Origin of the sequence: Herbiconiux moechotypicola (assembly GCF_024979255.1) — a bacterium.
GTDB lineage: Bacteria > Actinomycetota > Actinomycetes > Actinomycetales > Microbacteriaceae > Herbiconiux > Herbiconiux moechotypicola.
The window spans coordinates 1-16,053 of the sequence record NZ_JANLCN010000010.1 but is presented as its reverse complement, the minus strand read 5'-3'; the positions used below and the strand labels follow the sequence as shown (position 1 = coordinate 16,053).

The following is a 16,053-nucleotide window of genomic DNA, read 5'->3' as shown; positions in this document are numbered from 1 at the left end:
AACCACATGACCACAGCATCCGAAGCCAGGCCGGTGCTCGACGACTCGGTGCGGGTCGACGGGCAGACCGTGCTCGTCCTCGACCGACGGGTGTTCCCCGAGAAGGTCGAATGGGTGCGGGCCCACGACGCCGAGGAGGTGGCCGCGGCCATCACCGCGATGGTCACGCAGAGCTCCGGCCCGCTGTTCGCGGCCTACGCCGGGCTCGAGATCACGGCGCTCCAGGTGGCCGGCCTCCCCGTGGCCGACGCGGCCGAGCGGATGCGCGTGGCCGGCTCCGCTCTCGCCTCGGCCCGCCCCACGAATGCCCATCCCCGCGAAGCGGTCGAGCGGGTGCTGCGCGCCATCGAGCCCGCCGCCTCCACCCCCGAACTCGTCGAGCTCGCGGTCGACGCCGCCCGCTCGGGCGCCGACCTGTACCGCCGGCGCAGCCGACTGCTCGGCGAGGCGACCGTCGACCTGCTGCCCGACGGCGCGCGCCTGCTCACCCACTGCTGGATGGACACCTACCTCATCGAGCTCGTGCGCGCCGCCCGGGCCGATGGCAAGCGCTTCGAGTGGGTCGCCACCGAGACCAGGCCGTACCTGCAGGGCGCCCGGCTCACCGCACACACCCTGGCGGAGTTCGGCGAACGGGTCACGCTCATCACCGACGGCATGGGGGCGGCCGCCCTCGCGCCGGGGTCGACGCTCGGGCGCATCGACGCGCTCGTCACGGCTGCCGACCGGGTCTCGCTCGACGGCAGCGTGGTGAACAAGGTGGGCACGCTCGGCCTCGCCGTGGCGGCTTCGGCCTTCGGGGTCCCCTTCCACGCCCTGGTGCAGGCGCCTGACGTGAATGCGCCCACCGCCGCCGACATCGTGGTGGAGCAGCGCGACCCTGCAGAGGTGCTGTCCACGCTCGGCCGGCGCACCGCATCCGGACTCGTCACCGAGGCCTGGTACCCGGCGTTCGACGTGACGCCGCCGCGCTTCGTCACCCGCGTCGTCACCGACCGCGGCGCCTTCGAGCCCGAGCGCGTGCGCGACTACTTCGAGGCGGAGGCACGCGCATGACGGTGACGGCGCAGAGCCCCTACCCGTTGCTCGAGGGACGCGCCGACGTGGTGGAGTACCTCGTGCTGCGCGGGCTGCTGCCGCTCGTGGCCGCCGCCACCTCCGAGGTCGAGGTGCGCGAGGTGACGGCGGGCAACATGAACCGCGTGTTCCTCGCCGGCGGGCCGCTCGGGTCGCTCGCCGTGAAGCAGGCGCCGCCCTGGGTGCAGGTGGTGGGGCCGGAGTGGCCGGTCGATCCCGATCGCATCGTGAGCGAGGCGCGCACCTACGAGCGGCTGGCGGAGCGGGTGCCGGAGAGCATCCCGCGCATCCTCGACTTCGACGCGGAGCGGCACGTGCTGGCGATGGAGGACCTCTCCGATCTGGCGGTGCTGCGGGATGTGCTGGTGGCGGAGCTGGCGGCCGGTGCGGATGCGGATGCTGCGGTCAGTGCGGGTGTGGATGCCGCGGCCGGTGCGGACGAGGCCGCCGGGGTCGACCACGTCGCGCTGGGGCAGGTGGTGGGCCGTTTCGTGGGCGAGCTGGCCGCGGCGACCCGGCGGACGACCCTGGGTGACGAGGCGCACGCGGCGCTCGTCGCCGTCTCGGCGAACCCGGAGCTGTGCGCGCTCACCGTCGACGTGGTGCTCGACGAGCCCTACCGTGAGCACGAGCACAACCGCTGGCACCCCGCGCTCAAGGAGCGCGTGCGCGAGCTGTACCGCGACGACGAGGTGCGCGCCGCGGTCGCGGGCGTGCGCGAGGCGTTCGAGGGCCGCGCCGAGGCGCTGCTGCACGGCGATCTGCACAGCGGTTCGGTGATGGTGGGGCGGCGCGACGGCGAGCAGGCCGTGAAGGTGTTCGACCCCGAGTTCAGCTTCGTCGGCCCGATCGGCATGGACCTGGGGCTGTTCTGGGCGAACCTCGAGATCGCCGCGCTCGCCGCCGACGCCCTCGGGCGGCCGGAGCTCGCGGCGGAGCGGTACTCGGCCGTGGCGGCCTCGCTCGACGCGTTCGCCCGCGCCTGGAACGACCCGGGCACACTCGACGGCATCGTCGCCGACGCCTGGCGCTTCGCCGGTGTGGAGGGGATGCGCCGCGCCGCCGGGTTCTCGCACGCCGCCGACATCGAGACCCTGCCCGAGCCGGCCCGAGCCGCCGCCTCGGTGCGGCTGTTCGACGTGGCGCGCGCGCACATCCTCACCGGTGCCGCGGTGCGGCACGACTTCGCGCGGGATGCCGGCGTATCCGCTTCCGAGCCCGCGCCCCGCGCATCCGCTGCCGACGGCGACGACACCGCGCCCCGCGCATCCGGCGCCACGCCCACCACCCCGACCGCACCATCCGCCGCCCCCGAGGAGCGCCCGTGACCGACCACCCCGCCCCCACCCCCGACCCGCTCGTCGTCACCGCGACCTACCTCGTGGTCGACCTCGAGGGCACCACCAGTGCCGCCGGGTTCATCCTGGGCGACCTCTACGACTACGCCCGTCCGCGCCTCGCCGCGTGGATCGACGGGCACGCCGACGATCCCGCCATCGCCGAGGCGCGCCGTCAGGTGCTGCGCGACGCCTCGCTGCCGGGCGACGCCACCACCGACGCGGTCGTCGCCGTGCTTCACGAGTGGATGGAGCGCGACGTGAAGGCGACGCCGCTCAAGACCATCCAGGGCCAGATCTGGGCGGAGGGCTTCGCGCGCGACGAGATCTCGTCGCACTTCTTCGACGACGTCATCCCGAAGCTCCGTCGCTGGCACGAGCAGGGCGTGGGGCTCGCGGTGTTCTCGTCGGGCTCGGTGGCTTCGCAGGTGCCGTGGTTCAGGCACTCGCCCGACGGCGACCTCACGGGGCTCATCACCGACTACTTCGACACGGTCAAGGCGGGTTCGAAGAAGGAGCGCGCCTCGTACGACGCCATCGCGAGCGCGCTGGGCGTCGCCGCCTCTGAGCTCGCGTTCTTCACCGACAACCCCGGCGAGGTGGCGGCCGCCGTCGAGGCGGGCTGGCAGGTCGTGGCGTTCTCGCGTGCGGGCGAGCCGTTCTTCGAGGCCGACTTCGGTGGCGTGCCCGTGGTGGCCTCGTTCGACGACGTGGAGATGGTGGCGCCGTGAGGGCCATCGACGACCCCCGCGCGGCCCACGGGGACGTGTTCGCGGGCGGAGAGCTGACGGATGCGGTCATCACGGCCGCCGGGGCGGCTCTGGCCGCTGAGTCCGCCCGATTCGCGGGGCTCGGCTGGATGCCCGGCACGGCCGGGAACCTGTCGGTCACGCTGGGGCGTGACCCGCTCCGGCTCGCGGTCACCGCATCCGGGTTCGACAAGGGCGAGCTCACCGCCGACGCCGTGGTGCTGGTCGACGGCGAGGGGGCGTGGGTGCCCGACGCCGAGTTCGGCGGGGAGGCGACGTCGGGCTCCGGCGTGTCGGGCGCTTCCGGTGCGGGGCCGACCGAGCGGCTCGGGCTGCCCACCCGGCCATCGGCCGAGGCCGGGCTGCACGCGCGGATCGCCGCCGTGACGGGCGCGGGCGCGGTCATCCACGTGCACGCGCTCGCCGCGGTGCGGGCCGGGTTCGCGTGGCCGGAGGGTGTCGTGCTGCACGACCTCGAGATGCTGAAGGGCATCGGGCACTCCGCCCACGGTGAGCGGGTGGTCATCCCGGTGGTGCAGAACCACCAGGACATGAGGGTGCTCGGCGACGACTTCGAGCGGGTGTACGTGCCGGCCACCGAGTCGCGGCGTGAGGTGCCTGCGCTCATCGTGGCGAGCCACGGCATCTACGCGTGGGGGGCCGACCTGAAGCAGGCGCGGTGGCACCTGGAGCTCACCGAGGCGCTGCTGCAGATCGCGCTCGCGACGCGCTGATCGGCGGGCCTTCGGTTCCGTCTCAGACCCCGAAGGCGCCCCGCAGCAGGGTGGAGGTGAGCTCGGCGTCGACCGGCACGGCTTCTCCGTCGAGCCGGCGCACGGGTGCGACGAGGCGGCCGCTCGAACACAGCCAGATGGCGTCGGCTGTGCCGAGCTCGGCCTCGGTGAGCACCGCGTCCGCGGTCTCGAACCCGAGCCCGGCGAGGGTGCGGAACACGGCCGCCTGCGTGGTGCCGGCGAGGATGCCGAGGTCGCTGCGCGGGGTGCGGAACAGCTCGCCGTGGCGCACGATCACGCTCGACGTGGGGCCCTCGAGCACGATGCCGTCGCTGCTGACGAAGATGACGTCGTCGGCGTCGCGGCGCTCGGCCTCGCGCAGGGCCGCCTTGTTCACGGCGTACGAGAGGGTCTTGGCGCCCTGCAGCAGCCACGGCGAGGTGCGGGCGACGTCGTGGCGGTAGCCGCGGTCGAGCGTGACGACGGCGATGCCGTGCTCGCGGGCGCGGCTGTGGTCGGGGCCGGTGAGCACCTGCACCCAGCCCGTGGGAGTGTCGGCACCCTCGATGCCGCGGCTGTAGAGCAGCTTCACGAGCAGCTCCGTGTCCGGCGCGGAGGAACGGGCTGCGGGATGCGCGGCGACACCGGCGCGGGCCGCCGCCTCGAACGCCGCGGTGTCGGGCTCCGGGAGGTCGAGCAGGGCGGCGGAGTGGGCCAGGCGGTCGAGATGCTCGTCCAGGGCGATGAAGCGTCCGTCGATCACGGCGATCGACTCGAACACCCCGTCGCCGCGGGTGAGCGCCAGATCGGCCACGTTCACGGCCGCCTCGGTCAGCGGGACGGGTTCGCCGTGGGCCGGTGCCTGCGTCTCGCGGGCTCGTGAGACCGCCGCGCGACCCGCTTCGAGGAACACGACCACGTCGCCGTCACCCAGCACCATCAGAACCTCCCGCTGCGTCGCTGGCGCGCCGCGTCTCCATCCTGCCCCCTCGCCGCGTGCCCATCGCCCACACGCGCCGCGTTCAGTGGGCGGAGCGCAGGGCGGCGAGTGCCTCGGCCGAGAGGGCGTCGACGCTCGGGATGCCGTGGCGGGTGAGGGCGAGCACGCGGCCCGCCCGCAGCACGCCGCGCGCCGCCCCGACCCTCAGCTCGGGCGGAAGCGACTCGATGTCCGACGCCTTGGCGAACCCGACGATGCGCCGGATCGCCTTCGCGGCCGCGAACACCGCGGCGTCGTCGCGCACCTCGGCGAGCAGCCGTTCGAGCACCTCGTCGCCCCACACCCGCGGGTCGAGGCGCGTGGGCCAGAGCGCTCGGTACTCGCTCTCGAACGCCTCCCACAGCCGCCCCGGCAGCGCCGTGATCTCTTCGGCGCGCGATGCCTCTCCCAGGGCGAGCGCCCGGGCGGCAGCGATGACGAGGTTCGCCCAGACAGCACCGAGGTCGAACCCCGTCGGCCCCACGAACCCGAACTCGCTGTCGAATGCGCGCACGGAGGCCGCAGCATCCGGAGCCGCCGCCCGCACGAACACCGACCCCGTGTGCAGATCGCCGTGGATCAGCGACTGCGCGGTGGTCATGAACCGCCACTTCGCCAGCCCCATCTCGCGCACCAGCGGGGCGTCGCTGCGCAGCGCCGCCACATCCGCCTCGTTCTCGGGCAGCACACGGTTGTGCTCGTGCTCGATGTAGGGCTCGGTGAACACGAGGTCTTCGGTGATCTGCGCCAGCTCGGGGTTGACGGCCCTCGCGACGAGTGCCTTGTGCTCGAGCGGGTCGAGCCCTAGCGGCGAGGTGGCGAACGCTGCACGGGCGACGTAGCGGCCGAGCTCCTCGGCGGCGTACGCGTGCACGCGCCCCTCGTTGAGCTCGCTCCGCCACACCCGGTGGTCGGAGAGGTCTTCGATGGCGAGCACGTAGTTCGAGGCGTCGAAGTCGAAGAAAGCGGGCACGTGCTCGGGGTCGGCGACCACGTGCCGGCCGAGGACGGTGGCCTCGCGGGTTGACCGCTCGCGGGTCATAGGCCACGAGGGGTCGGTGCGCACGTGCGGAAGCGACTGCTTGAGCACGAGCGACGCACCGCTCTCGTCGGTGACGATGAACACGAGGTTGAGGTTGCCGTCGCCCACCTCACGCACCGAGCGGATGCGCGCGGCGTCGATGCGCCCGGCCAGCGCGGGACGGGTGACGAGGTAGGCCGCGATCGACTCCGCGGAGAGCTGGCTGTCGCTCATGGTCACGACGCCGAGGTGGTCGATCCGGCGGTGACGACCGTGCGTCGCCGCGAGAAGGTGAAGCTGAACAGGAGGGCGACGAGCAGCACCACGCCCTTGCCGAAGTCTTGCGCGTAGTAGGGCAGGCCCAGCATGGTGAACCCGGTCACCATCACGGCGATGAGCACGGCGCCGAGCGCGGTGCCCCAGGCGTTCGGCCGGCCGATGCCGAGCACCGAGACGCCGACGAGCGCCACGGCGACCGCGTCGAGCAGCAGCGAGTTGCCGGCGCTCACGTCGCCCTGGCCGATGCGGGCGGCCAGGAGCAGGCCGGCGATCGAGGCGAGCAGGCCGCAGCCCATGTAGGCCAGGGTGCGGTACCACTGCACGCGGATGCCCGCCAGCCGAGCCGCCTCGGGGTTGGCGCCCACGGCGAACAGGGCCCGGCCCCAGCGGGTGCGCTCGAGCAGGAACCAGAGCACCACGGTGATGACGAGGAAGAGGATGACCGGCACCGGCACCGGGCCGATCGAGCCGCGGTCGAGCCAGAGGAAGTCGGCGGTGAACTTGCCCGGCGCGGTGGTGCCGTTCGAGAGCGTCATCTGCGACGAGATCGACTTGCCGTCGACGATGATGAGCTTGAGGCCCACGATCACGAACATGGTCGTCAGCGTGGCCAGAAGGTCGGGGATGCGCGCCACCACGATGAGGAACGCGTTCAGCGCCCCGATGAGCAGGCCGCACACCAGCACCACCGACACGGCCACGCCGCCCACCTGGTTGCCGATCACCATGGTCCACGCCGCGATCGACACGGCGAACCCGGCCGAGGCGCCGACCGACAGGTCGATGCCTCCGACGGTCATCGCGAGCATCACGCCGAGACCCGCGATGGCGGTGGGGGCGATGTACTTCAGCATGCCGAAGACGTTGTCGACGGTGCGGAAGTTCGGCTCGGTGATGAGGAAGAACAGGATGAGGGCGGCGGTGACCGCCACGAAGCCCCATTTCACGACGAACGCGGCCGCGCGCTCGCCGGTGGAGCGGCGGGTGGCCGAGACGCGGGCCGCGGTGGTGCCGGCCGTGGTGTCGCCGGCTGCGGGGGTGGGGGCGCCGGGAGCGGTGGCGCGGGGGCTAGGCATTCGAGGGCCTTTCGGGGGAGGGCTCTGGGGTGTCGGGGGCCGCGGTGGGGGTGGCCGCCGCGGCGCGCTGTGGTGCGGCCGTGGGAGCCGTGACCTCGGGGGCGGCGGAGGCGACGGGAGCGACGGGGGCTGCGGCATGGTCGCGGCCGAGGAAGGCGGAGATGACCTCGGAGCGGTCGACCTCGTCGGCGTAGCGATCGAGTTCGACCTCACCGGCCACGAGCACGACGATGCGGTCGGCGACCTCGAAGATCTCGTCGACGTCGCTGGAGAGCACGACGGCGGCGGCACCGTCGGCGACGAGGGTGGACAGCCGGGCGCCGATCTCACGCCGGGCTGCGATGTCGACCCCGCGGAACGGTTCGTCGAGCAGGGCGAGTCGCGGGCCTGCCGAGAGCCAGCGCCCCACGACGACCTTCTGCTGGTTGCCGCCCGAGAGATCGTCGATCGACGCGTCGGGGCCGTCGGTGACCACCGACAGGCTCTCGATCACGTCTTCGGCGCTGCGCCGCTCGAGAGTGCGGCTGAGCAGACCGCCGCGGCTGGATCGCTTGAGGAACGGCAGGCTCACGTTCTGCTCGAGCGACCAGCCGGGCAGGAGCGCTTGACGCTGGCGGTCTTCGGGCACGAGCACGACGCCCGAACCGATCGCGTCGCCGGGGCGCTTGGGGGAGTAGGTGCCGCCGCCGAGGGCGAGCGAGCCCGACCGGAGCGGCGCAAGCCCCGCCAGCGCCTCGGCGATCTCGGTCTTGCCCGCGCCGATGAGCCCGAGCACACCGAGCACCTCGCCGGCGCGGATCTCGAGGTCGATCGGGCCCGACTCGGGCAGCAGCCCGACGCCGTCGAGACGGGCGACCGTCTCGGTTCCGCGGCGGGTGCCGCCGCGGTCGTGGTCGACGTCGGTGGCCCGGCCGAGCATGTCGTGCAGGATGCCGTGCCACTCGAAGGGCCGTGCGGAGTCGCTCTGCACGATACCGTCACGGAGCACGACGACCCGGTCGGCGAGGGCTTCGATCTCACCGAAGCGGTGGGACACGTAGACGATGGAGAGGCCGGAGGCGCGGAGTGCGCGGAGCACGTCGAACAGTCGCTCCGCCTCGGCCGCCGTGAGGGCGGAGGTGGGCTCGTCGAGGATGAGCAGCCGGGGCGTGCTGCGCAGGGCCCTGGCGAGCACGAGCAGCTGGGCGTCGGAGATGGCGAGGTCGGCCGCGTCGCGCGTGAGTACCGAGTCGGGCCAGTCGAGTCCGAGCGCCGCCAGGGCGCTGCGCGCCTCGGCGAGGGAGGAGCGGGCGGTGCGGAAGGGGCGGCGGGAGGCCCGGGCCAGGTCGTCGAGGGTGAGGTTCTCGGCCACCGAGAGGCCGGGCACGATGCCGTCGGCCACCTTCTGGTGCACCGCCGAGATGCCGAGCTGCCGCGCCTGCACGGGTGAGCCGAGCTGGGCGACCTCGCCCCCCACTGTGATCTCGCCGCTGTATCTCGGGTTGGCGCCGGAGAGCGCCTTGATGAGTGTGGACTTGCCCGCCCCGTTCGCCCCGAGAAGCGCCGTGATCTCGCCGGGGCCGAAGTCGAGGTTCACCCCGGTGAGCACCACGTTGGAACCGTAGGCGACCGAGACGCCGACGAGGGACACGACGGTGGCGTCGTGCCCCTCGATCGGAGCGGGAGTGCTGAGCGTCATTCGGAGACCGCGGGCAGCCAATCCGTGACGAGGGTGTCGGAGAGCTCGAGCGACGGCTCGGCCGCGCGGAGCTCGGTGACATTCGTGACCGAGTTGTCGGCCAGGAACTGCTGCGTGATGGTCTTGGCGGGGAACTGCACGTCGGTCTCGTCGAGCTCGCCGGCGAGGCTGAGTGCGAGGGCGCGCACGACACCAGCACCGACGGCGGCGGGGTCGGTGGCCGAGGTGGCGACCCAGGGGCTGCCGTCGGCGGTCATGACCTCGATGTCGGCGTTCGAGATGTCGATTCCGTACACCTTCACCTTGTCTTGCAGGTTGTTCTGGATGACGGCCTGCACCGTGCCCTTCGTGATCTCATCGTACGGGGCGAAGATCGCTTGCACGTCGGGGTTCTGCTTGAGGGCGGCGTCGACGAGCGGGATGTTGTCGGTGGCGGTGGACTCGCTGACCTTGCCGGTAGAGAACAGCACGTCGAGGTTGTGCTCGGCCACGTAGTCGTTCCAGACGACCGCGCGGCGGTCCAGTGCGGCGAAGCCCTCGGCCGAGACGTAGCCGACCTTCGCGCCGTCTCCGACGTCGTCGATGAGCTGGTCGAGCACGCCCGAGGCCATCGACTCGTCGGACTGGCTCGAGGTGATGACGCCCTCGGAGTCGGTCAGCGCGAGGTCGTAGACGATGATGGGGATGCCCGCGTCGACCGCCTCGGTGATGAGGGGCTGCAGGGTGTCGGTCTGGCCGTGGTCGACGATGATGGCGTCGGGCTTGGAGGCGATGGCCTGCTCGAGGTCGCTGGCGTGCTTCGCGTTGTCGTTGCGCGCATCCGTCACCTGCAGGTCGATGTTGGCGAACGCGGCCTGGGCCTGGGCGCCGGCGCCCCACGCCTCGAAGTAGTCTCCGGCGCCGCTCTGACGGACGAGCGCGACCTTCAACGGGTCGCCGTCGAACGGCGCGGGGAGGGCGGCGGAGGCCGTGGGGGCGGAGGTGGCGGCGGTGGTGGACTCGGTGGTGCCGCTCGACTGCGAGCAGGCGCTGAGGCCCAGCACGCTCACGGCGACGAGCGCCGTGAGGACTGCACCGGTGCGGGTGATGGCCATTGAAGGCTCCTTCGGGATGTTCGGGGACCGGCCCGAGGGCCGGAGGGCTGTGATTGCGGTTCGATTCAACCGTGTGGGCGCGTCGGCGGCCGAATCGTGTTTCCGTCTGTTACTTTCTGCGGTCTCGGGCCCGGCTGTGCAGGAGGAGAGGTCTAGCATGGATGCATGACCCTGCTGACCGTGTGGAACGACACCGACCCCTCGACGCCCGTGCTGCAGACACGAGACTTCGACACCATCCGCGACGTGCTCGCGGGCCTGAACGCCCGCTTCAGCCGCTGGGAGCTCAAGGAGCTCTCGGCCGAGCCGTCGCAGGAGGAGGTGCTCGCCGCTTACGCCGACGAGATCGCCGAGGTCAACCGCGAGCACGGCTACACCCTGGTCGACGCGGTCTCCATCACCCGCGCCGACACCGACGAGTACCGCGAGCTCGCCGCCCAGGCCCGCCAGAAGTTCCTCAACGAGCACCAGCACGACGACGACGAGGACCGCTTCTTCGCCCGCGGCTCCGGCGTGTTCTACCTGCACGCCGACGACAAGGTGCACGCGGTGTTCTGCGAGCCCGGCGACGTGCTCTCCGTGCCGAAGGACACCACGCACTGGTTCGACATGGGCACGAACCCCGACTACGTGTCGGTGCGCTTCTTCCACGACGACGACGGCTGGGTGGGGCACTTCACCGGCAGCGACGTGGCCGCCAAGTTCGCCACCTACGACGAGCTGGCCTCCGTCTCGGCGTAGCCACGACGCTCTCGCGCCCGGCGCCGCGCGTCAGCCCAGGGTCGCGCCGAAGAGCAGGCCGAGCAGGTAGGTGACCGCAGCCGCGCCGTAGCCGATCGCGAGCTGGCGGAGGGCACGGCGCAGAGGCGGCCCTCCTGAGAGCAGGCCCACGATCGCGCCGGTCGCGAGCAGCGCCAGGCCCACGAGGCCGGCGGCGATCGCGACGGCGGGCCACCCGCTGAGGCCGAACAGGTAGGGCAGCACCGGGATGACCGCGCCCGAGGCGAAGAAGCAGAACGACGACAGCGCGGCCTGCCAGGCTGTGCCGATCTCCTCGTGGTCGTCGTCGGTGCCTGCGGTTCCGGCAGGGCCGAGGTCGGGTGCGGTGATCCCCGCGTCGCCCGCGCGCGGGATGCGGATGGCCGAGGTCGCGGTCGTGAGGCCGCCGAACACGTCGCGGGCCCGAGCCTCCGCCTCCTCCTCGCTCAGACCGCGTGCGCGATAGACGAGAGCGAGCTCGTTGGCGTCGACGTCGAGTCGCGGCACGGCCCGGGCGGCGTCGAGGTCGGGCGTGGAGGCGGCGAGCAACTCGCGCTGCGACCGCACCGACACGAACTCCCCGGCACCCATCGACAGCGCACCGGCCAGGAGGCCCGCGACGCCCGTGGCCAGCACGACCGTGCTCGGAACCCCCGTGGCGCCGATGCCGAGTACGAGAGCGAGGTTCGACACGAGGCCGTCGTTGGCACCGAAGACGGCCGCGCGGAAGGTACCGGAGAGGCGACTCCGGCCGCGGGCGGCCAGCCCTCGCACCACCTCGCCGTGGATGCGCTCGTCGGCCGCCATGGCGTCGGTGGCGTCGGCGTCGTCTTCATAGGGGGATCGCGCCTCGGCGCGCTGCATCAGCGCGAGCACGAACACCGAACCGAATCGACGTGCCAGCACCGCGAGCATCCTGGTGCGCGCGTCGGCCCGGCGGGGTTCGCCGACCTGGTCCCCGAGCAGTCGCAGCCAGTGGCTCTCGTGCCGCCCCTCGGCCTCGGCCAGGGCCTCGAGGATCTCCCTCTCGGTGCCCGTGCGCCGATGGGCGAGCTCGCGGTACACCGCCGCCTCCGCCCGTTCGTCGGCGAGGTACTGGCGCCAGCGGCGCAACTGCGCGGGTGTGGGCTCCGCCATGCTGCTCATGCTAGCCGGAGGGGCAGCGCGAGCGGGGCGCGGCCCGCCTCACCAGGCGAGGGCCGACACCGGCGTGAACATGATCGCGGCGCTGAACGTGGCCTCGATCTGCTCGAGCGGCATGCCGTAGTCGGCGATCGCCTCGCGGTACTTGTCGGCGTAGGCGCTCCGGAAGGGTGCGAGCACGCTCGCGGCCGACTGCTCCGCGATCTCGGCCGAGCCTCGCAGCACCACCACGTCGTCTCCGAAGCGGCCCCCGGCCTGCAGGTGGATCACGACGGGTGAACCCGCACGCACGTGCCGCACCTTGGCCGTCGACGGTTCGCTGAACACGTACACCCGGCCGTCGTGCCAGAAGAACCACACCGGCACCGCGTGCGGTGCGCCGTCTGCACCGACCGTCACGATCCAGGCGATCAGGTCGTGCTCGAGCATGTGCAGCGCCTTCTCGCGCACCTCGTCGTCGGGGAACAAGTTCGACATCGCAGCCTCCTCGGGTTGCCGAGCACCCTACGCTCCGCGGCGCGCATCCGCCGCCTGTGCGCCTCGGACGAGTGCCGCTAGCTGTACCCCGACGGCTCGGGATGCGTGCCGGTCAGGGCGTGGTCGCCCACCTCCTGCGCCTTGTAGGCCACCGGGTCGTGCAGCGTGATGGTGCGGGCGTTGCGCCAGAACCGGTCGAACCCGTACTTCTCGCCCGTGGCACGCGCGCCCGTCAGCTCGAACAGGCGCGAGGTGACCTCGAGCGTCGTCTTCGTGGTGACCACCTTGGCCGCGGCGATCTCGACCGCCACCTCGCCGCGTTCGTCGTCGGTGAGCTCCCAGCCCCGCTCGGCCGCTGCGGCCAAGAGCTCGGTCGAGTGCCAGGTGAGGGCGTCGGATGCTCGGGTCGCCGAGGTGAGGTCGCCGATCAGCTCCCGGATGAACGGGTCGTCGACGGCGCGCTCGACACCGCTCGTCGACCACGGCTTCGTGGTGGTACGTACGTACTCGGTCGCGGCGGCGAGCGCCCCCTCGGCGAGCCCCACGTGCAGGTGGTTGAGCGCGGCCTGGAAGAACAGGATCGACAGCGACGCGAACGGCCGGTAGCGGTCGCCGGACTGCCCGCCGTAGCCGAGCACGTAGCGCTCGGGCACGAACGCCGACTCGAACGACACCGATCCTGAGGCCGAGAGCCTCTGGCCGATGCTCTCCCAGTCGTCGTGGTGCACCACGGAGGGCTGGGTGGCGTCGATGATGACGGCGAGCTTCTCGCCGGTGTCGGTGCGCGTGGCGCTCGCGGTGATGCGGTCGGAGACCTGTGCGCCCGTGGCGAAGAACTTGCGCCCCGAGACGGTGAAACCGCCCTCGGCGGGGGTGAGCTGCAGGCCGGCGTCGCGCGGGTTGCCCGCTCCGCCCCAGAACAGGTGCTTCTCGGCCAGCTCGCGCTGCAGTCCCTCGATGGCCGCCTCGTTCTCGTTGAGCTGCAGGCGCCACGAGTTCACGAAGTGGTAGGCGAAGACGTGCCCGAGACCAGCGTCGGCCCGGATGACGGGCCGGAGCGCGCGGAACACCGTCATCCAGTCGAGCCCGCCCCCGCCGAGCGATACGGGCACCAAGGCGGGCAGCAGGCCGGTCGCCCGCAACCGCTCCACCTCGGCGAACGGCGCGGTGCCCTCGTGGTCGCGCTCCGCCGCGACGGCGGCGAACTCCTGCGCCAGCGCGTCGAGAGCCGACACGGCCTCGGCGGGAGAGGTGAGCGTCTTCATCGACCGGCCTCCGGCGACCCGGCGGCCACCGATTCCGCCCAGGGCGTGCGGTTCCAGCTGCGCACCACGTGGCACGAGTGCTCGAAGCCCAGCACGCTGATGCTCGCGGTGTCGAGCGCCAGGTACTCTCCGCCGGAGACCGGCAGGCCCACCCAGGTGGCGGCGAGGGTGCGCAGGAAGTGCCCGTGCGAGAACACCAGCACGTCTTCCCCTTTCTCCAGCACGGCCTGGGCCCGGTGGATGACGGCGAGGTCGCGCCGCAGCAGATCGGCCGCCTCTTCGCCCCGGCCCTCGGCGTCGATCTCGACCCCGTTCACCCAGAGGTTCCACTCCTCGCCGAACCGCTCCGAGATCTCGGCGCTGGTGAGACCCTCGTAGGCCCCGTAGTCCCACTCCGCGAGGTCGCCGTCGACCTCCAGTTCCTCACCGAACCCCGCCAGCATCGCCGTGTCGACCGCGCGACGGCGCGGACTCGACAGTACGAGACCGAACGAGCGGCCCTCCAGCACGCGCCCCGCCGCCCGGGCCTGCGACTCGCCCACCGCGGTGAGCGGAACGTCGGTGCGGCCGGTGTGGCGCCCGCCGAGGCTCCACTCGGTCTCGCCGTGACGCACGAGCACCAGGCTGGGGCTCGCGGGATGTGCGGAGGTGCTCTGGGTCATGCCTTCAGGCTATCGGCCACGACACGCCCGCCTGTCGTGCGGCGAGCATCCTGTGGACAGTGGCGAAACCTGACCGCAATGTGGAGGAGTCAGAATGCGACCATGAAGCTCCTCCTCACCGACGCCGTGATCATCCCGATGGCCGACGGGACCGACTGGTTCCGCGGCTGGCTCTCCGTCGCCGACGACGGCACCGTCGCCGCGCTCGAAGCGGGCGAGCCGCCGGCAGAGGTGCTGGCCGAGGCGAAGGCCGACGGCGCCGAGGTGATCGACGCCGCGGGGGCCTTCGTCGCACCCGGCTTCATCTCGGCGCACAGTCACATCTTCACCGGGGGTATGCGCGGCATGACCCCGGGCGAGCCGCTCTACGGCTGGGTCGGCGAGCAGAGCACCTTCATCGCCGGCGCCGACGTCGACGACATCTACTGGTTCACCCTGCACGGCTGCCTCGACTTCCTCGGCAACGGCGTCACCAGCGTCTACAACTTCACCGACTCGCGGGTGGTCGGTAAGTACGACCCCGACACCGACACGCGCGAGATCTACTCCATTCGCCCCGAGGCATATCTCACCCGACAGCTCGATGCCGCGCGCGACGCGGGCATCCGCACCATGAACGCCATCCGCGTCGACACCGAATTCCAGCCCGCGGCCGAGGCCTTCGAGGTGTTCGACCGGGCCATCGCGCACCTCAAGTCCGAGGTGCCTGCCGAGCTCGACCTTGGCGCCTCGGTGTTCGGCGCCGTGCAGTGGTCGGCCACCGCGCAGGCCGCGCGCGACGAGGTGACGGCGATGGACGCGCACGGCATCGGCAACCAGGCGCACTTCCTCGAGACCAGCGAGGCGCTGGAACAGCAGCGCGAGAAGTTCCAGTGGTACGAGGAGGCGGGGGCGCTGCGTCCCGGGTTCCTGTTCGGTCACTTCGTGCACCCCGACGAGTACATGGCGCGCACCGCAGCCGAGAAGGGGGCGGGCATGGTGTGGCAGCCCACCTCCAACGGCCGCCTCGGTTCCGGAGTCGCCGACATCCCGCTCTACCGCGAGCTCGGCATGCCCATCGGCGTCGGTCTCGACGACCAGAGCTGCACCGACGTCGCCGACCCCTTCCAGAACATGCGCATCGGAGCATATACACAGCGTGCGGTGAACAAGGACGCCGCGGTCGTGATGCCGCGCGAGATGATCCGGATGCACACCCTGGGCTCCGCCGAGGCGCTCGGGGCCCACGTGGCCGAGCGGGTGGGGTCGCTCGAGGTGGGTAAGTTCGCCGACCTGCTGCTGGTCGACCCGTCGGCGCCCGACACCGGGCCCGTGTGGGACGTCTACGCCCACTACGCCTTCGCCTGCGGGCTGCGGAACCTCAAGAAGGTGTTCGTGGGCGGCGAGCTGGTGTCGAGCGAGGGCGTGTCTGCGCATCCGCTGGCCGCCGAGGCCTCGCGCGAGCTGCACGCGCGCGTGCGCGAGGTGGCCGCACGCTCCGAGGAGCGCAGCCGCGAGCGCCTCGCCTGGTAGCGCCCCGTCGCCCGTCCCCGCGCATCCGTCGGCCAAGTAGACGCGAATGGCCGCCTCCCACACGGGGAAGCGGCCATTCGCGCTCACTCGAGCGTGCCGGGCACGACTCAGAGGGTGATGAGCCCCGCGGTCTTGGTGCGGGCGGCCTCGAGCCGCGAAGCGACGTTGGACCAGTTGGCGATGTTCCAGACGGCCTTGATGTAGTCGGCGC

The 16,053-nt window shown here is 72.1% G+C and carries 15 protein-coding genes and 1 pseudogene; 6 read left to right on the top strand and 10 right to left on the bottom strand.

Annotated features, from left to right (window positions below; genetic code table 11):
* Positions 1-6: 6 nt before the first annotated feature.
* Genes N1031_RS15120 through mtnB form a run of 4 tightly spaced genes read left to right on the top strand, consistent with a single transcriptional unit; the run spans position 7 to position 3,897 of the window.
* Positions 7-1,056: a translation initiation factor eIF-2B alpha/beta/delta subunit family protein gene (locus N1031_RS15120; protein WP_259480543.1), complete on the top strand. Its 1,050-nt coding sequence runs from the start codon at positions 7-9 to the stop codon at positions 1,054-1,056.
* Positions 1,053-2,405 carry a phosphotransferase gene (locus N1031_RS15115; RefSeq protein ID WP_259480542.1) on the top strand — a complete coding sequence of 451 codons (1,353 nt, stop codon included), beginning with the start codon at positions 1,053-1,055 and terminating at the stop codon, positions 2,403-2,405. The genes N1031_RS15120 and N1031_RS15115 overlap by 4 nt, the downstream gene beginning before the upstream one ends.
* On the top strand, positions 2,402-3,145 hold the full coding sequence (mtnC, locus tag N1031_RS15110) for an acireductone synthase (RefSeq protein ID WP_259480541.1): 744 nt from the start codon (positions 2,402-2,404) through the stop codon (positions 3,143-3,145). The genes N1031_RS15115 and mtnC overlap by 4 nt, the downstream gene beginning before the upstream one ends.
* Complete coding sequence (gene mtnB, locus N1031_RS15105) at positions 3,142-3,897, top strand: methylthioribulose 1-phosphate dehydratase (RefSeq protein WP_259480540.1); 756 nt, start codon at positions 3,142-3,144, stop codon at positions 3,895-3,897. Before mtnC ends, mtnB begins: the two co-directional genes overlap by 4 nt.
* Positions 3,898-3,919: 22 nt before the next feature.
* Here the strand turns inward: mtnB and N1031_RS15100 are convergent, their stop codons facing one another.
* The 5 genes from N1031_RS15100 to N1031_RS15080 all read right to left on the bottom strand — a co-directional run bounded on the left by N1031_RS15100 (position 3,920) and on the right by N1031_RS15080 (position 10,024).
* Positions 3,920-4,837, bottom strand: coding sequence for an aminodeoxychorismate lyase (locus tag N1031_RS15100; protein WP_259480539.1), 918 nt, complete (start codon positions 4,835-4,837; stop codon positions 3,920-3,922).
* 82 nt (positions 4,838-4,919) lie between these two features.
* The gene (mtnK, locus tag N1031_RS15095) at positions 4,920-6,131 is read right to left on the bottom strand and encodes an S-methyl-5-thioribose kinase (protein WP_259480538.1); all 1,212 of its coding nucleotides are present in this window, start codon (positions 6,129-6,131) and stop codon (positions 4,920-4,922) included.
* Positions 6,132-6,133: 2 nt separating this feature from the next.
* Positions 6,134-7,252 (bottom strand): ABC transporter permease, encoded by a 1,119-nt coding sequence (locus N1031_RS15090; protein WP_259480537.1) that lies wholly within the window; start codon positions 7,250-7,252, stop codon positions 6,134-6,136.
* Positions 7,245-8,930, bottom strand: a complete 1,686-nt coding sequence (locus tag N1031_RS15085; protein ID WP_259480536.1) for a sugar ABC transporter ATP-binding protein — start codon at positions 8,928-8,930, stop codon at positions 7,245-7,247. The genes N1031_RS15090 and N1031_RS15085 overlap by 8 nt, the downstream gene beginning before the upstream one ends.
* Positions 8,927-10,024 carry a substrate-binding domain-containing protein gene (locus N1031_RS15080; RefSeq protein WP_259480535.1) on the bottom strand — a complete coding sequence of 366 codons (1,098 nt, stop codon included), beginning with the start codon at positions 10,022-10,024 and terminating at the stop codon, positions 8,927-8,929. The genes N1031_RS15085 and N1031_RS15080 overlap by 4 nt, the downstream gene beginning before the upstream one ends.
* Positions 10,025-10,189: 165 nt before the next feature.
* On the opposite strand from N1031_RS15080, the gene N1031_RS15075 reads away from it, so the two are divergent.
* Positions 10,190-10,765: a 1,2-dihydroxy-3-keto-5-methylthiopentene dioxygenase gene (locus N1031_RS15075; protein WP_259480534.1), complete on the top strand. Its 576-nt coding sequence runs from the start codon at positions 10,190-10,192 to the stop codon at positions 10,763-10,765.
* A gap of 30 nt (positions 10,766-10,795) precedes the next feature.
* Here N1031_RS15075 and N1031_RS15070 read toward each other — a convergent pair whose 3' ends face one another.
* From N1031_RS15070 to N1031_RS15055, 4 genes are all read right to left on the bottom strand, one after another.
* Entirely contained in the window at positions 10,796-11,920 is a 1,125-nt protein-coding gene (locus tag N1031_RS15070) for a VIT1/CCC1 transporter family protein (protein ID WP_259480533.1), read from the bottom strand.
* A 48-nt stretch (positions 11,921-11,968) separates the two neighbouring features.
* The gene (locus N1031_RS15065) at positions 11,969-12,403 is read right to left on the bottom strand and encodes a pyridoxamine 5'-phosphate oxidase family protein (RefSeq protein ID WP_259480532.1); all 435 of its coding nucleotides are present in this window, start codon (positions 12,401-12,403) and stop codon (positions 11,969-11,971) included.
* A 77-nt stretch (positions 12,404-12,480) separates the two neighbouring features.
* Entirely contained in the window at positions 12,481-13,668 is a 1,188-nt protein-coding gene (locus tag N1031_RS15060; RefSeq protein WP_259480531.1) for an acyl-CoA dehydrogenase family protein, read from the bottom strand.
* The gene (locus N1031_RS15055) at positions 13,665-14,330 is read right to left on the bottom strand and encodes a histidine phosphatase family protein (RefSeq protein WP_259480530.1); all 666 of its coding nucleotides are present in this window, start codon (positions 14,328-14,330) and stop codon (positions 13,665-13,667) included. Before N1031_RS15055 ends, N1031_RS15060 begins: the two co-directional genes overlap by 4 nt.
* Before the next feature lie 102 nt (positions 14,331-14,432).
* Here N1031_RS15055 and N1031_RS15050 point away from each other — a divergent pair, with 102 nt between their 5' ends.
* Positions 14,433-15,842, top strand: coding sequence for an amidohydrolase family protein (locus tag N1031_RS15050; RefSeq protein WP_259480529.1), 1,410 nt, complete (start codon positions 14,433-14,435; stop codon positions 15,840-15,842).
* 107 nt (positions 15,843-15,949) lie between these two features.
* On the opposite strand, the pseudogene N1031_RS15045 reads toward N1031_RS15050, so the two are convergent.
* Positions 15,950-16,053 (bottom strand): annotated as a pseudogene (locus N1031_RS15045) (Fe-Mn family superoxide dismutase); the annotation flags it as partial.

Bases quoted from the DNA above. Each gene is read 5' to 3' on its own strand.
- N1031_RS15120 (WP_259480543.1), top strand. From the start codon at position 7: ATGACCACAGCATCCGAAGCCAGGCCGGTGCTCGACGACTCGGTGCGG.
- N1031_RS15090 (WP_259480537.1), bottom strand. From the start codon at position 7,252: ATGCCTAGCCCCCGCGCCACCGCTCCCGGCGCCCCCACCCCCGCAGCC.
- N1031_RS15080 (WP_259480535.1), bottom strand. From the start codon at position 10,024: ATGGCCATCACCCGCACCGGTGCAGTCCTCACGGCGCTCGTCGCCGTG.
- N1031_RS15085 (WP_259480536.1), bottom strand. From the start codon at position 8,930: ATGACGCTCAGCACTCCCGCTCCGATCGAGGGGCACGACGCCACCGTC.
- N1031_RS15115 (WP_259480542.1), top strand. From the start codon at position 1,053: ATGACGGTGACGGCGCAGAGCCCCTACCCGTTGCTCGAGGGACGCGCC.
- mtnK (WP_259480538.1), bottom strand. From the start codon at position 6,131: ATGAGCGACAGCCAGCTCTCCGCGGAGTCGATCGCGGCCTACCTCGTC.
- N1031_RS15075 (WP_259480534.1), top strand. From the start codon at position 10,190: ATGACCCTGCTGACCGTGTGGAACGACACCGACCCCTCGACGCCCGTG.
- N1031_RS15070 (WP_259480533.1), bottom strand. From the start codon at position 11,920: ATGGCGGAGCCCACACCCGCGCAGTTGCGCCGCTGGCGCCAGTACCTC.
- N1031_RS15050 (WP_259480529.1), top strand. From the start codon at position 14,433: ATGAAGCTCCTCCTCACCGACGCCGTGATCATCCCGATGGCCGACGGG.
- N1031_RS15060 (WP_259480531.1), bottom strand. From the start codon at position 13,668: ATGAAGACGCTCACCTCTCCCGCCGAGGCCGTGTCGGCTCTCGACGCG.
- N1031_RS15065 (WP_259480532.1), bottom strand. From the start codon at position 12,403: ATGTCGAACTTGTTCCCCGACGACGAGGTGCGCGAGAAGGCGCTGCAC.
- N1031_RS15100 (WP_259480539.1), bottom strand. From the start codon at position 4,837: ATGGTGCTGGGTGACGGCGACGTGGTCGTGTTCCTCGAAGCGGGTCGC.
- N1031_RS15055 (WP_259480530.1), bottom strand. From the start codon at position 14,330: ATGACCCAGAGCACCTCCGCACATCCCGCGAGCCCCAGCCTGGTGCTC.